Here is a 13,441-nt window from a genome sequence, read left to right on the forward strand (position 1 = left end):
TCATCACTCCTATTGATAAATGACTTCTGTTTTAACCTGCAGTTCCCTTGTTTTGATTAATGTCTGGTACCAATACGCAGATGCTTTCAGCTGACGATTTCGTTCATTCTCCAGCTGGATTTCCACTAATCCGTAGCGGTTTTTAAAGGCATTCATCGGCGAGACATTGTCCGTAAATGCCCAAAGCATATAGCCTGTGCAATTTGATCCTTCTGCTTTCGCTTGAAGTGCCCGCTTCAAATGCTGGCTGATAAATGAAATGCGATACTGATCATCAATGATACCGTCTTCTGTTTTAAACCGTTCTTCCTTTTCTACACCCATGCCATTTTCGGCCACAAACCACTCAATATTTCCGTATTCTTCTTTTATTCTCATCCCCATATCATAGACAATCTTCGGGTAGATTTCCCAGCCTCTGAAAGGATTCATTTTTCTCCCTGGAAGCTCAAACATATCGTAATAATAGGATGGATGAAAAGGTGTTCCTTCGTTCCAAGCCTTACTCGGTGCCTTGACACGATGCGGATAGTACAAGTTAAGCCCAACGACATCCACCGTATGATTCTTGATGATCTGAAGCTCTTCCTCTGTGGAATCGAAAAGAATATCATGCTTTTTCAACACATCGATTAGTTCCTCTGGATACTCCCCTTTGATGGAAGGATCTAAGAACACTCGATTAAAAAACAAGTCATACATACGTGCCGCTTCTTGGTCATGGGGAGCAGACGATCTTGCATACGTCACTTCTGGATTGAGAATCACGCCGATTTTGGCTCCTGCCGATTCCTTCAACCCCATCTCCTGAAACAGCTTCACTACTTTTGCTGTTGCCAGAGCTTTATGATAGTTCCACTGCATCCATTTCTTCGTATTTTGCTCAAACGGATATCTTATCGCATCTAGATAAACACGTGTCTGAACAACAATCGGTTCATTAAAACTAAACCAATGCTTGACTCGGTCTCCGTAGCGCTCAAACACTTTTTCTGCATAGAGAACAAACAGCTCGACAACATGCTTTGATGACCATCCGCCGTACTTATCAAGCAAAACGGCAGGAAGTTCATAGTGCTCTAAGCAAAACATTGGTTCTACACCTGCTGCGATTAATTCATTGATCAGATCATCAATGTAACGAGCATAGGCCTCATCCACTATCCCATTCTCGTAATCTATGAGAAACCTCGACCAATTGATCGATGTCCTGTAATGTGTCAGGCCAATCTCTTTCATTAGGGCTACATCTTCAGGATAGCGCTCGTAAAAGTTTGTCGCACCAGCAGGACCATAGCCTTCGTGCCACACGTGATATCCTTCCTTATACCATAAGTCGATGTACGAGTCCTGATGCGCCCGCTTTCCCTTCCATCCCTCGGTCTGCCAAGCAGAAGCCGCAGCACCTAGGATAAAATCACTCGGAATCTCAATTCTGTTCATGTCGCCGCCTCCCTTTCTTCGTCTGAATGTTTATTCTGAATCTGGTGCTGCTTCTGGCTTGCGGTTAGACAATAGAACAAACGGTAAATAGATGAAAACAGCAACCACAATACAGATAAGCTGTGTGATGACAGCGCCCATACTGCCAGCAGTGGACAGCCATGCATTCACAAGCGGCGGTGTCGTCCATGGCACCATCACGACCGCTTTTCCAGCGAATCCAGTAGCCGTCGCAATATAACCAATCGTACCTGTCACAAGTGGTGTGACGATAAATGGAATCGCCATCACAGGGTTTAGCATGACAGGTAATCCAAAAATAACGGGTTCATTGATGTTGAACAGTCCGGGTCCTGATGAGAGCTTGGCAATGCTTCGCATCTCTTCCCTTCTACCAGCAATAAAAATCGCAACCAAAAGACCAATAGTCACACCTGAACCACCTATGCTCATATACACATCCCAAAACGGCATTGTGATGATATTCGGTATTTCTTTTCCCTCTTGAAATGCTGTCATATTCACTGCAATCGATCCTAATAAGAGCGGCTCCCGGATCGGCTTAATCATCTGGTTGCCATGGATGCCGATCACCCAGAAAAATTGCGCCACAAACATCAACGTTAAAATCCCAGGCAGCCCCTGTACAACACTTTCTAACGGACGCTGCACCACGTTATACACTGCTTCATGCAAATAAATGCCTGTCACACGATGAAATGCAAAGCCGAATGAACTAATGATTGTAATTGTAATGATGGATGGGAAAAGTGACGAAAAAGATGTTGCCACATTCGACGGAACCGAATCCGGCATCTTGATTTGCAGCCATTTCACCTCGGTCAGCTTACAAAAAATCTCCACAGATACGATCGCAATGATCATCCCTAAAAATAAGCTTTTTGGATCAGAAAATTGTCTTGCCAACACGTCAACAACCTCACGCATCGATCCATCGACTTCAAGAAGAAGTGTCGTTGGAATAACAGATATAAATGAAATCAATGCCATCAATCCTGGGAACAGAGATTTGTGACCGTTGATTTTCCCAAGCTCAATCCCAATGAGGAACACAGCTCCAATGGTTAAAAAGTTCAGTGTGGCATAATTGATTGCCTTCATAATAGGCTGAAGCTCTGCTAAAAACCTGAATATCTCAAAATGAGCAAGCCCTGTTTCCGGGCTCATGATCATATTCGCCACCAGTACAGCAAAAGCTCCTGTAATGATGATCGGCATCAGTGTGACAAATGCCTGTTTAATCGCCATAATATATTTCTGGTTGGTGATGCGATAAGCCACATGCCCCATGACATCTGCCGCTTTCTCCTTGAAGCTCATGATCGTCTCCCCCTTTGCAAAAACTCGTGATCATCCTCCTTTTTGATGTTATTTTAAAAGCGCTTTCATTAACATCTAATCTTTTTCCTCACAGATGCGGAAATGGGTATCGCGTTTTGTCATTTGGCTGCTCCAATACTTGAAGCGCAGCTGTCAGTTCTTCAAATGAAGCGGCTTTGATGAGTTGTTCCACCACTTCTTTCCGTTCTGTCAGCCGCACAAGAAATTGATAAAGCGACTGTAATTCTTTTTGATACGTCTTCTGGATGCTTAACAAGCATACGACTTGTACTCGATCTTCTCCCCACAGCACCGGCTTTTTCAACGTACAGATCGCACAAAACGTGTCATCTGTTGCCGGTTTAATTGGATGAGGAATCGCAACCAAATGACCGAAAGATGTGGGTGATACTTGCTCTCTTTCTAGCAATAATTGTTCAAACTCGTCTGGGATTCGATGCTGCTCCTTTAGCACGTTCACAAAAAATTGAAGAACCTCTTCCCTTGATTGGAGATCTTGCTGAAAAAATGTCAGCGCCGGACTCACATACCGCAAAACTCCTGTATCCTGTGAATTCTTCACAAATCGTTTCAGCCGCACAATATCATCGTCACTTAAAATCGTATGTACATCAATTACTGGCACCGGCAATGTATTCTGAAGCGGAATGGTACTAATAATAAAATCAATGCTTCTCAAATCATACGAAGGAAGTTCCCCGACACTTGCAGTTCCAGCGATCTCCAGCCTTCCGCTAAAAGCTGCCGTGAGTTTATGAAGAAGAAGCTGGCTGCTGGCGACACCCGTCGCACACACAATAAGACATGTCTTTCTCACATGCTGTGATTTTGTCCGCTCGATTGCAGCCCCAATATGAAGTGCCAAATATCCGATTTCATCCTCAGGAATCTCAACACTCTCTTTTTCCTTCAGCCATCTGCCCATATAAACACCCGCCTCAAACGCAATGGGATAATGCCTTTTAATGTCTGGTAAATAAGGGTTTCGGATGTTCATATCGTATCTAAAACGATGAATGGCAGAACGCAAATGAAGACTTAAACCAACGATCAGCTCCTTATCAAACTGAATATCAAGTGACATGTGCTCCTCTACATAAGCAAGCAATTGGTGAGTGAAACGAAAATGATCTTCGTCCAGCAGATGAAATAGCGTATGGCCAGCCTCTCCATATGCCATCATCTTTGCCCCCATTAAGTGAATCGCGATGTACGCCATTTCAGATAATGGAAAATCAATCGCTAATATGCGGCGAATATCTTCTGCCATTTGTTGAGCTACCTGGAAAACTGGCTGCACTTGAATTTCTTTCAATTCCGCTTCTGGCATCTGAACCAGCTTTTTTTCTTCAATTCGTTTGCATGCGATAGCAATGTGGGTTACTAAATTACTTAAACCGATTTCTGATAGATGAAGTCCGGTAGCTTTTGTACGTGAACGTACGATGTCCTGAATCAATTGATACGTTTCTGCAGGTAACAGTGCAGCATTCGCATGCTCCTGCTGAAACACATGCTCTGCCATACAATATCTTAATTTCATTTCATCGCCTGTCAGACGAAGGCCATATTTAGGCCGGTGCGATATAGAAAGTCCATGCAATGAAAACAAGTGCCTGACAGCTTTCAAATCATTTTTCACTGTAGATTCACTCACAAATAATTCCTCTGCCAATCCCTCTAATTTGATATAGTCTTCTGACAGAAGCAGTCTTTTCAATAGATAAGCGACGCGATCCTCAGGCTGATTGGGAATGAACGGTTCCTTTTTCTCATTCCTTTCTCTCAGTGACGTTTTCAAAAATGTACGAAATGCTCCATAATCTTCAACGCTCAATGTATACCCTGCCCCGCGTTTAATATGCAGTGCGGCACCATGTTCTTCTAAGATCTTTTTAAGCGCTTTCATATCTGTTCGAATGGTTCGTGATGTGACTCCGATCACACGGGCAATTTCTTCACTTGTCAGTTCCTGCTCCGCTTGCATCAATCGTTTCAGAAGCTCCTCCTGACGTAGAGATAGCATGGGCTCTCCTCCCTTGGCATTTACTTTTGCCTATCATCATAAACGAAAATAGAACTCTTTGCCCAGTATTTCTTTCAAATCGGGAACCTTGATATGGCTCATTCGTATGAATATGAAACTAGAGGAGGGATGCATTATGGGTACTTTTATGTTTGTTGTCATATTAGTTTTTTTAGGAGCCATCATTGCCAACCAGTTCACATCAAAGGATAAACGTGCATCTGCTAAGCGTTCTGCACATCATAGCTCAACGACAAGCACTTATTCTGATTCGTATACCCATCACGCTTCTGATGCCTTCTGTGGGAGTGATTCAGGCGACAGCGGCGGTGGTGGATGTGACTAAACAAAAAAACAGCCGCCCTTTTAAGAGACGGCTGTTTCGTTTATGGTTTTAAAGAGCTTTCCAGCCCCGTTCAATCAAATGTTTAACATCCTTTGCAAAATCCTCGCCCTTTTCCATCACGTCCTGAGCTCTTCCTGCAAAATTACTGGCAACAGCCAGCTCCATTTTTTTCAATTCAAAGTGTAAGATTTTTTGATCAATCTCTGTTATATATTTTTCATATTCATTGTTGACGATGTCGTGCATCACGCTGTAAGCGTCTTTCCGGTGGCGATGAAAGTCGGTTCCTCTCTCGCCTTTCCATGACGAATCTAGTGCAGGCTTCTTGATTTCTTTGATATCTGACTGGGCAAGATCTTGTTCTGTTCGAATATTACTTTTGGCTGTCTTTAACCGAGAGATCATTTCGTCAAATTCTGCACGTTTGTTCTCAATTCCCATATGCAGATGGTGCAGCATCTCGGATAAACTCATGTCATCCACCTCTATCTGACCTCATACGAAAGCACGGCGTGAGCGCCTTTGGAAACCATCGACTCACTTGATTTTTCCAATCCTGACATTTCTATCGTTCTGCTTTCATTAAGTATAGTATAAGGCGAAAAGCCTCAGGCTTAAATAGGGAAAAGGTGTCCTTTTAGCGACGCGTTTGGAAGAAAAACGGAATAATACAAGGTCTTACACCCTGAATTTTATATGAGTCTTTAATACCACAATCACATTATGTCAATGGTACCCATAAATAAAAGCGATTGTGCTGATTATTTTGCAGCAATCGCTTCGTCTTGTTCTTTTAATGTTTTCACGTTAGAGCGTGTATCCTGAACATTTTTAATTAAGGCTTCTTTAAAGCTTGAGACCATTTCGCTCACTTCTGCTTCACGTGTCGTCCACTTGGTTACAAATTCAAGGCTGTTTTCACCCGCTTTATCTGCTGCTTTTTTCATCGCTAAAGCTTCGACGGCTTGGGAGACTTCATCTAGTTTATCCATAACTGTTTGGTAGTTTAACTTAATTTGTCCCATTGTGATATCCTCCAGATTTGTTCAGCACGAAACTCGTTTACAAGCTGCTCCATGCATTTGAGATCAAGCGTTTTGCGTCCTCTACTGCGTCTTCTCCTTTTTCAGCAAGACGTGCGGCGTCTCCAGCTAAGGAACTGGCAAAGGATAACGCAGCTTGTTCTGCTTCTAATGTACTGATTTTGAATTCGATGCGGCTCACGTAGCGTGGGTATTGATCGTTCACGATTGTTTGCAGCGCATCATGTGCTTCATTTCGGTCTGTTTTGAAATCCTGGCTTCGCTCACCTTTCCAAGAGGTCCCAAGCTTTGGCTGCTTGATTTGTTTTAAATCTGTTTCTGCGGCATCTTGTTCACGTTCAACCTTGCTTTTCGCCTTTTTGAGCCGAGCGATTTTCTCTTCAATTTCTGCTTTTTTATTTGAAATGCCACCGTTAAGGGCAGACAGCATATCCGATAAGCTCATATGGGTTCCTCCTCCTGTCAAAAAATAAAAACGCTGCTTAGAGTCTCTCTAAACGAGCGTAAGGTGAATAGCACTTTTTCCAATATTGTTATTATAAGGTTCAAAGACTCATGTTTGAATAGGGATTTGTACCCTTTTTATGGGATAAATATGCTTTCATTCTGCTCCTCACTCCCCCTTTCGACCTCTTTTATAGGAGGTCTAAATTCCTGTTCGTTTGCTATATGTCACATATAGTCTCACGGTCCTAGGACAAACAAAGCCGCCCCGTTCAGGAGCGGCTTTTGCAAACGGCTTATGAGGCCGATTCTTCTCTTTCTTGTTGATCTTTCACGTACCAAATGAATTTACCCGTATATCCGTAAATGATCGCAAGACCAATGGCGACAAAGCTCAACCACATAAATGGTAAATAAGAGAATGTCGATACGCCAAGAATTCCTGCCATGTAAATACCGTTATCTGACCATGGAACCATACCAGAGGTCATTGTTCCCCCGACCTCAGCGTTTCTTGATAGAACGCGTCTGTCTATTTTTAATTTATCATAGCTTTTTTCCATAATTTTCGGTGTAAGAATTAATGAAACGTACATTGCACAGCCGAAGATATTTGCGAAGAATGCAACAACAAGTGTAGATAGGGTGACATTCCCTGCATTATATAATTTCTTCTCGAAAGTAGCGACAATCACTTTTAAGACGCCGAGATATTCAAGTACTCCACCAAAACCAAGTCCGAGAATAATGACCACTAGAGATCCAAGCATATTCACAATACCGCCGCGATTTAACAGCGTATTTAAGAAATCTACATCTGAATTAATAGAGAAGCCATTGTATGCTGAACCAATCGCATCTGCTGGATTCATTCCTTGGAAAGCCATTGCCCAAACTGCGCCAAGAAGCGCACCAATCGCAATAACAGGCATTGAAGGCTTTTTCAAGACAAGTAATAGCACAACAATAAGCGCCGGAATGATCATCCAAATATTAATCGTGAATGTATCTTGCAGTGCTTGTTTCAAAAACTCTACTTTTCCTTGATCAATATTTTTTCCGCCATACATAAACCCGGTAATTGTAAACATAATAGCAGTTATGACAAATGCAGGTATAGATAAGACCATCATTGCTCTAACATGTGCGAGCACGTCCACTTTTGAAAGTGAGGAAGCAAGCACAGTACTATCAGATAAAGGAGATAACTTATCGCCAAAATAAGCTCCAGATAAGACGGCCCCTGCCACGATAGGTAATGGAATTCCCAAACCTTCACCAATCGCAATCATGGCAATACCTGCGGTTCCAACTGTCCCCCATGATGTTCCTGTAGCAACAGACATAATGGAACAGATAATCAGTGTAGCTAGTAAGAAAATATTAGGATGAATAAATTCCAATCCATAATAAATTAATGTGGGTACCACTCCGCCGGCAATCCATGTTCCAACAAGTGCACCTACAGCAATTAAAATCAAAACGGCCTCTAAACCATTCGATATCCCTTTTGTAATGGCGTTTTGAAGATCTTTGTATGAATGCCCCAATCGAATACCTAAAGCAATAACCATAAACCATGAGATAAACAATGCTAACTGAATATCTAATTTGAAGTAAAGAGTAAATGATAAAACAATTGCTAAAAACAAGCCAAGTACAGCTACGACCTCTAAAATAGATGGTAGACGTGGTGATTTCATTGTGTTTCCTCCCTTTGTGCGTGCGTTAAGCGTTTTCAAAATATTGTGAAAAAAGTGTGTCAATTCGAAAGAAAGTGAATTGCCTGTTTTTCTCTTTTTCACAGGCAATTCCTCATATTAATAAAATAAAATTTTTGATATTATTATCGCTCTAGGAGCTCTGCACCCGCAATGCCAGGCTTTGTCATCTCGAATGGATTTAAGATAATATCAAGTTCTTCTTCCGTTAAAACATCGTACTGCAAGCAAAGATCTCTGATCGATTGTCCTGTTAAAATGGCTTCTCTTGCAATTCTAGCGGCTGCTTCATAGCCTAAGTGAGGGTTCACGGCAGTGATCACGCCTGCACTTTTTTCTACATATTCTTTCAAACGTATTTCATTTGCTTCAATGTCCGCTAAGCAATGATCTGTGAATGAGCGGAACCCGTTATTCATTATACTAATAGACTGAAGCAAGTTAAAGACCAAAACAGGCTCCATCACATTTAACTCAAGCTGGCCTGCTTCAGAAGCAAGACAGATCGTGTGATCGTTCCCAATGACTTGGAATGCGATTTGGTTAATGAGCTCTGCCATGACTGGATTGACTTTCCCAGGCATGATGGATGATCCAGGCTGGCGGGCTGGCAATGCGATTTCAGCAAGACCTGCGCGCGGACCAGATGCCATTAAGCGAAGGTCATTGGCAATCTTAGACATGTTCATCATACATACTTTTAATGCGGCGGATACTTCTGTGTAAGCATCTGTATTTTGCGTTGCATCCACGAGATGCTCTGCGCCTACAAGAGGAAGACCAGATATATCAGCGAGCTTCTTCACCACGATTTCAATATAACGAGGATCTGCGTTTAAGCCTGTCCCAACAGCTGTTGCACCCATATTGACTTCATATAAATGCTGTTTTGATTGGTTGATCCGCTTAATATCACGGCTCAGCACACGGCTGTAAGCTTCAAATTCCTGTCCCAAACGGATTGGAACAGCATCCTGAAGGTGCGTACGCCCCATTTTGATCACATGATCGAATTCTTTTGCTTTCTTTTGAAAAACGTCCTGCATGGCTTGCATCGTTTCAAGCAGAATGTCTAACTGCTTGAGCACAGCAATGTGGATCGCCGTTGGGAAAGAATCATTCGTTGATTGCGACATGTTCACATGTGTGTTTGGGCTTAAATGGATGTATTCACCCTTTTGATGTCCCATGATTTCTAGCGCTCTGTTTCCAATCACTTCATTGGCATTCATATTCATGGACGTTCCTGCGCCGCCTTGAATTGGATCGACAATAAAGTACTCGTGCAGCTTGCCTTCAATGACTTCATCAGACGCTTGAACGATGGCATTTCCAATGCCCTCATATAAACGTCCAACTTCCATATTGGCTTGAGCTGCTGCTTTTTTCACGATGGCAAAGGCTCTGATTAGTTCCTCGTGCATCCGATATCCTGTAATCGGGAAATTCTCTTTTGCACGAAGGGTTTGAACCCCATAATACACGTCTGCTGGAATTTCTTTTTCACCAAGAAAATCCTTCTCATAGCGATAAGTTGCTTGAACCATCTCTTATGACCTGCTTTCTATAGAATAGTTAAATCACTAAATCTTCTGCGATTGGCGTTTCCATAATCTTTTTGACTTCTCTTGGATCTGTTGTTTTGCCTAGTGCCCACATCAGTTTCGGCACGATGGCTTCTGTATTCATATTTCTTGAACGCGCCACCAATTCTTGATTGATCTTGCGTCCTACCTCATACACACTCATGTCTTCTCCTTCTTCAAGACACTGAGTGGTGATGACAACAGAAATGCCTTCTTCCAGCAATTCGTTGATCTTTTCTAAAAGGTTTCTTCCTTCGAAAGGAATTCCGCCGCTGCCGTAGCTTTCAATGACGACGCCTTTGTACATGCTTTTGACTGCATCTAAAAATTCTGGCTTCAGGCCTGGGTGCAATTTTAACAGACACACATCTGTGTTCAAGGATGCATCTAATTTAAGCGGTTTCATTGGTGTTCTTTTTACTTTGCTATTGTATTCAATTTGATGGTTTTCAATTGATGCAATATATGGGTAGTTAATGCTTTCAAATGCATCGTAGCTTTTCGTTCTTAGTTTGATCGCACGTGTTCCTTGGATGACCCTGCCATCAAACACGACATACACGCCGCCAACACCGTCACATGCAAAGCGAATCGCATCTGTGATGTTTTTCTTCGCATCTGTTTTCTTAAAAGTAATCGGAATTTGTGAACCTGTAATCACGATCGGCTTATCAGGATTTTGCAGCATATAAGACAGCGCTGCTGATGTATAGGCCATTGTATCGGTTCCGTGAGTAACGACAAACCCGTCATACTGGTCATAATTCTCATAAATGGCTGTTGCGATATCAACCCAGTATTCAGGCTGCATATTTGTACTATCTATACTCATTAGGGACTTTGTGTCCATTGTATATTCTGCATTAATTTCGTTTAAATAGCTCAAAAGATCCTCAGCTTTAACACCTGGAGCTAAACCATTTTCACTCTCTACAGATGCAATCGTCCCACCAGTCGTTAAAAGCAATAATTTCTTCAACAGGTCCACCTCTTTCGTAAAATTACTTCGTTTGTCACACATATTATAAGCTAGCTTGTGCTATTCTATAATATACGCTTTACGCGTACCTTCATTGCCATTATAGTCACATAACGCGAATTAATCAAGAAATTGTTACGCATAACGCGTACATTCTATGTCAAAATATGATATACTGTTGTTGTAAATAAAGGAGCGTTCATGTATGATACTCGATCGTTTAACCACCCTTAGAAAAAAGAAAAAATGGTCTCTCCAGCATACGGCAGATCGCCTAGGTATCGCCAAAAGCACCTATGCCGGTTACGAATCTGGGTACCGACGACCTTCGCTTGAAGCAGTGAAGCTGCTGGCTGATTTGTATGATACGTCCATTGATTTTTTACTTGGTAGAACGGACGAGCCAGAGATACAACGCAAAATCTCTGATATCAAAATTGAACTGACGGAAGCAAAAGAAGGAACCATTTATGTAGACGGCGTTCCCCTAAATGATGAAGAAATCAAACAGCTTGTTGCCTTTATTCGGGCGAAAAACACTCTAAAAGTATAAACACAGAAAAGAGAGGCTCCTTATAAACAGGTGCCTCTCTTTCCTTTTCCAATCTCAATATGAGGACGACAGCTGGCTTAATTCCTCTAGCCGCCGCTTCGCTTCTTCTTTATTAAACGAACTATAATAGCGATAATTCTCCTCATCTAAGATGCGGTAATGCTGACTAAGTACATTTTGCTGAAGGCGAAACGTGCCTTTTTTGACAGACGTCCTCCACCAAACCTTGCCGCCAATCGTACGCTCTACTGATAGATGTAATTCATCATGTGCCACAACTTCCAAAATCTCGAGCGGGTCATCCCCAAGAGTCCCTTTCAAAATGTCACTATCTCTGAATAATGCACATACGGCCGCGGATTGCGTCCAGTTGAGACGTAGCCTGTTTTTTTCAACCTGCTGTAGATGCCGTTTTGATAGACCAAGTACCTCCGCCATACGATCCTGCGTATAATCCTTTTCTTTTCGAATCCGTGCCATTTGTTCTGTGACGAGGTCGATTACCATCTCTTTATCCATCTCTCATCACCTCTTTCGAGTGTTCAGTCTTTACTGACATCATACACGATTTCTTCGAAAAAGTGGCGCCTCATCCTATAGAATTCTGACAAAAACAGCTTAGTCGCTCTTCTCTTCTCCTTGGCCATGCTGCTGTCTCCAATTTTCTTGGGCTGTCTGATGTAAATATGGATAGATCTCCTGTTTGACGGTCTGCTCAAATACTTCTTCATCTAAAATGCTGTACGCTGGAATTTTGATCAATTTCCCATCCACTTTCCGAATGAGCACATCCATGAAAAGAAATCCTCTTATACTGTAACGATGCCTGCGCATGTCAATTGATTGAATATCTTGAAAAGAGATCGTTCGCTCCCGGTGCAGCACAGCGCCATTCTCTCCGCGCTGAATGCGAAAAATCACATTTCCCCTCTTCGTAAAAGCAGGCAAAATCATCAAAAAGGAGATCCAGCCATAGACAATACCTAATAGTCCGCCTAAAAATAAAAACAATGTATAGTTCGATTCAAATGTAAGAGCTTCTGAAAATAACCAAATACCGATGATACCGAAGCCGCCCGTTGCTAAGAATGCCCATACTCTTAAAAAAGGTCTGCTCCTTACTTCTATTACTTCACTTGGATTCAAGCGTCATTCTCCTTTTCTCCATTAGAATATAGAACGTAACCCGTCTTGATGAGCCGTCTCAATGCGAAATTGATTTTCTTTTATTCCTGATACAAGCCACGATTGGTTCTCACCTGGAATCACAAATATCATGGACTCCACATCAGGCGTATTATTTTTGTCATAGACGACCTTCATGAGAGAGTCCAGCTTTCCTTTTCTCGTCTGTATATCAGAAACAAATGCCTTCACGAGCTCTTGATTCTCTGCTTTATTCAGGAAGGATGGCCACTCATTTTTCGCTTCGCTTGCCTGTTCTAACAGCATTTCAAATTCCTCTGCCTGCAGGCTGATGACAGGTTCAGGGTGATCATTCATCTGTATGTTGAAAAAGGCTGTCACTTGCTCCTCTGCCTGCTGATCGCCGTCCAGTTTGCGAATCTGATGCACTTGTTGATCATAAAGCGTATGATGCGCATATACACCCGCTTGTGTTGTGTGAAAAGAGGTGCTGACTTCTTCATCTGTGTCTCCAAATTTAGATGCCTTGATCGTGTGAGAGGCATCATTCATCGCCTGGATGAAATGACGGTATTCCGCTTTATAACGGTATTGTCTGTTTCGAAATTCCAGTACACCTTTTGCAAGCAAAGAGCGGCACGCAATTTCAAATAAAAACCCCAAGCGCTCGTCCTCTACTTCAGGATAATAAGCCTCCTTTAAGGACATGCCTTGTTCAAAATAGCCTTCACTGTAAAAACTAAAGATGAGTTCCTCAATACTTAGACTTAGCTGATCCAACTTGATCTCTCC

Annotated in this window: 14 protein-coding genes; 2 read left to right on the forward strand and 12 right to left on the reverse strand. The window is 42.3% G+C overall.

The annotated features are described in order from the left end of the window. Positions 1-9 precede the first annotated feature (9 nt). The 3 genes from AWT60_RS01415 to AWT60_RS01425 all read right to left on the reverse strand — a co-directional run bounded on the left by AWT60_RS01415 (position 10) and on the right by AWT60_RS01425 (position 4,831). Complete coding sequence (locus AWT60_RS01415) at positions 10-1,443, reverse strand: glycoside hydrolase family 1 protein (RefSeq protein WP_218676781.1); 1,434 nt, start codon at positions 1,441-1,443, stop codon at positions 10-12. A gap of 30 nt (positions 1,444-1,473) precedes the next feature. After that, on the reverse strand, positions 1,474-2,784 hold the full coding sequence (locus AWT60_RS01420; protein WP_024423901.1) for a PTS sugar transporter subunit IIC: 1,311 nt from the start codon (positions 2,782-2,784) through the stop codon (positions 1,474-1,476). 88 nt (positions 2,785-2,872) lie between these two features. Continuing rightward, positions 2,873-4,831 (reverse strand): BglG family transcription antiterminator, encoded by a 1,959-nt coding sequence (locus AWT60_RS01425; RefSeq protein ID WP_218676782.1) that lies wholly within the window; start codon positions 4,829-4,831, stop codon positions 2,873-2,875. A gap of 136 nt (positions 4,832-4,967) precedes the next feature. Between AWT60_RS01425 and AWT60_RS01430 the strand changes: the two genes are divergently transcribed. Continuing rightward, positions 4,968-5,177 carry a hypothetical protein gene (locus AWT60_RS01430; protein WP_229137077.1) on the forward strand — a complete coding sequence of 70 codons (210 nt, stop codon included), beginning with the start codon at positions 4,968-4,970 and terminating at the stop codon, positions 5,175-5,177. 48 nt (positions 5,178-5,225) lie between these two features. On the opposite strand, the gene AWT60_RS01435 is transcribed toward AWT60_RS01430, so the two are convergent. The 6 genes from AWT60_RS01435 to AWT60_RS01460 form a co-directional block, all read right to left on the reverse strand. After that, entirely contained in the window at positions 5,226-5,651 is a 426-nt protein-coding gene (locus AWT60_RS01435; RefSeq protein WP_041087582.1) for a YwqH-like family protein, read from the reverse strand. Between the two features lie 287 nt (positions 5,652-5,938). Next, positions 5,939-6,202, reverse strand: a complete 264-nt coding sequence (locus AWT60_RS01440) for a YwqI/YxiC family protein (RefSeq protein WP_218676783.1) — start codon at positions 6,200-6,202, stop codon at positions 5,939-5,941. Between the two features lie 37 nt (positions 6,203-6,239). Continuing rightward, the gene (locus tag AWT60_RS01445; protein WP_218676784.1) at positions 6,240-6,665 is read right to left on the reverse strand and encodes a YwqH-like family protein; all 426 of its coding nucleotides are present in this window, start codon (positions 6,663-6,665) and stop codon (positions 6,240-6,242) included. Positions 6,666-6,960: 295 nt separating this feature from the next. Next, complete coding sequence (gene nhaC, locus AWT60_RS01450) at positions 6,961-8,367, reverse strand: Na+/H+ antiporter NhaC (protein ID WP_218676785.1); 1,407 nt, start codon at positions 8,365-8,367, stop codon at positions 6,961-6,963. Between the two features lie 143 nt (positions 8,368-8,510). Then, entirely contained in the window at positions 8,511-9,932 is a 1,422-nt protein-coding gene (gene aspA / locus AWT60_RS01455) for an aspartate ammonia-lyase (RefSeq protein WP_041108405.1), read from the reverse strand. Positions 9,933-9,960: 28 nt separating this feature from the next. Beyond that, positions 9,961-10,950: an asparaginase gene (locus AWT60_RS01460; protein WP_024427527.1), complete on the reverse strand. Its 990-nt coding sequence runs from the start codon at positions 10,948-10,950 to the stop codon at positions 9,961-9,963. Between the two features lie 205 nt (positions 10,951-11,155). Here AWT60_RS01460 and AWT60_RS01465 point away from each other — a divergent pair, with 205 nt between their 5' ends. Next, positions 11,156-11,503, forward strand: a complete 348-nt coding sequence (locus AWT60_RS01465; protein WP_024427528.1) for a helix-turn-helix domain-containing protein — start codon at positions 11,156-11,158, stop codon at positions 11,501-11,503. Positions 11,504-11,557: 54 nt separating this feature from the next. Here the strand turns inward: AWT60_RS01465 and AWT60_RS01470 are convergent, their stop codons facing one another. From AWT60_RS01470 to AWT60_RS01480, 3 genes are all read right to left on the reverse strand, one after another. Next, positions 11,558-12,022 (reverse strand): helix-turn-helix domain-containing protein, encoded by a 465-nt coding sequence (locus tag AWT60_RS01470; RefSeq protein ID WP_041108407.1) that lies wholly within the window; start codon positions 12,020-12,022, stop codon positions 11,558-11,560. A 99-nt stretch (positions 12,023-12,121) separates the two neighbouring features. After that, a complete protein-coding gene (locus AWT60_RS01475; RefSeq protein WP_041108409.1) occupies positions 12,122-12,649 on the reverse strand; it encodes a YfjD family protein in 528 nt (175 codons plus the stop codon). 21 nt (positions 12,650-12,670) lie between these two features. After that, positions 12,671-13,429 carry a hypothetical protein gene (locus AWT60_RS01480; RefSeq protein ID WP_041108411.1) on the reverse strand — a complete coding sequence of 253 codons (759 nt, stop codon included), beginning with the start codon at positions 13,427-13,429 and terminating at the stop codon, positions 12,671-12,673. Between the last annotated feature and the right edge of the window lie 12 nt (positions 13,430-13,441).

Source organism: Bacillus sp. F2HM (assembly GCF_019266135.1).
GTDB classification, from domain to species: domain Bacteria; phylum Bacillota; class Bacilli; order Bacillales; family Bacillaceae; genus Bacillus; species Bacillus safensis.

Excerpts from the sequence above, each read along its gene's own strand:
- AWT60_RS01425 (WP_218676782.1), bottom strand. The coding sequence starts at position 4,831 with ATGCTATCTCTACGTCAGGAGGAGCTTCTGAAACGATTGATGCAAGCG.
- AWT60_RS01430 (WP_229137077.1), top strand. The coding sequence starts at position 4,968 with ATGGGTACTTTTATGTTTGTTGTCATATTAGTTTTTTTAGGAGCCATC.
- AWT60_RS01415 (WP_218676781.1), bottom strand. The coding sequence starts at position 1,443 with ATGAACAGAATTGAGATTCCGAGTGATTTTATCCTAGGTGCTGCGGCT.
- AWT60_RS01435 (WP_041087582.1), bottom strand. The coding sequence starts at position 5,651 with ATGAGTTTATCCGAGATGCTGCACCATCTGCATATGGGAATTGAGAAC.
- AWT60_RS01440 (WP_218676783.1), bottom strand. The coding sequence starts at position 6,202 with ATGGGACAAATTAAGTTAAACTACCAAACAGTTATGGATAAACTAGAT.
- AWT60_RS01420 (WP_024423901.1), bottom strand. The coding sequence starts at position 2,784 with ATGAGCTTCAAGGAGAAAGCGGCAGATGTCATGGGGCATGTGGCTTAT.
- aspA (WP_041108405.1), bottom strand. The coding sequence starts at position 9,932 with ATGGTTCAAGCAACTTATCGCTATGAGAAGGATTTTCTTGGTGAAAAA.
- AWT60_RS01465 (WP_024427528.1), top strand. The coding sequence starts at position 11,156 with ATGATACTCGATCGTTTAACCACCCTTAGAAAAAAGAAAAAATGGTCT.
- nhaC (WP_218676785.1), bottom strand. The coding sequence starts at position 8,367 with ATGAAATCACCACGTCTACCATCTATTTTAGAGGTCGTAGCTGTACTT.
- AWT60_RS01470 (WP_041108407.1), bottom strand. The coding sequence starts at position 12,022 with ATGGATAAAGAGATGGTAATCGACCTCGTCACAGAACAAATGGCACGG.
- AWT60_RS01445 (WP_218676784.1), bottom strand. The coding sequence starts at position 6,665 with ATGAGCTTATCGGATATGCTGTCTGCCCTTAACGGTGGCATTTCAAAT.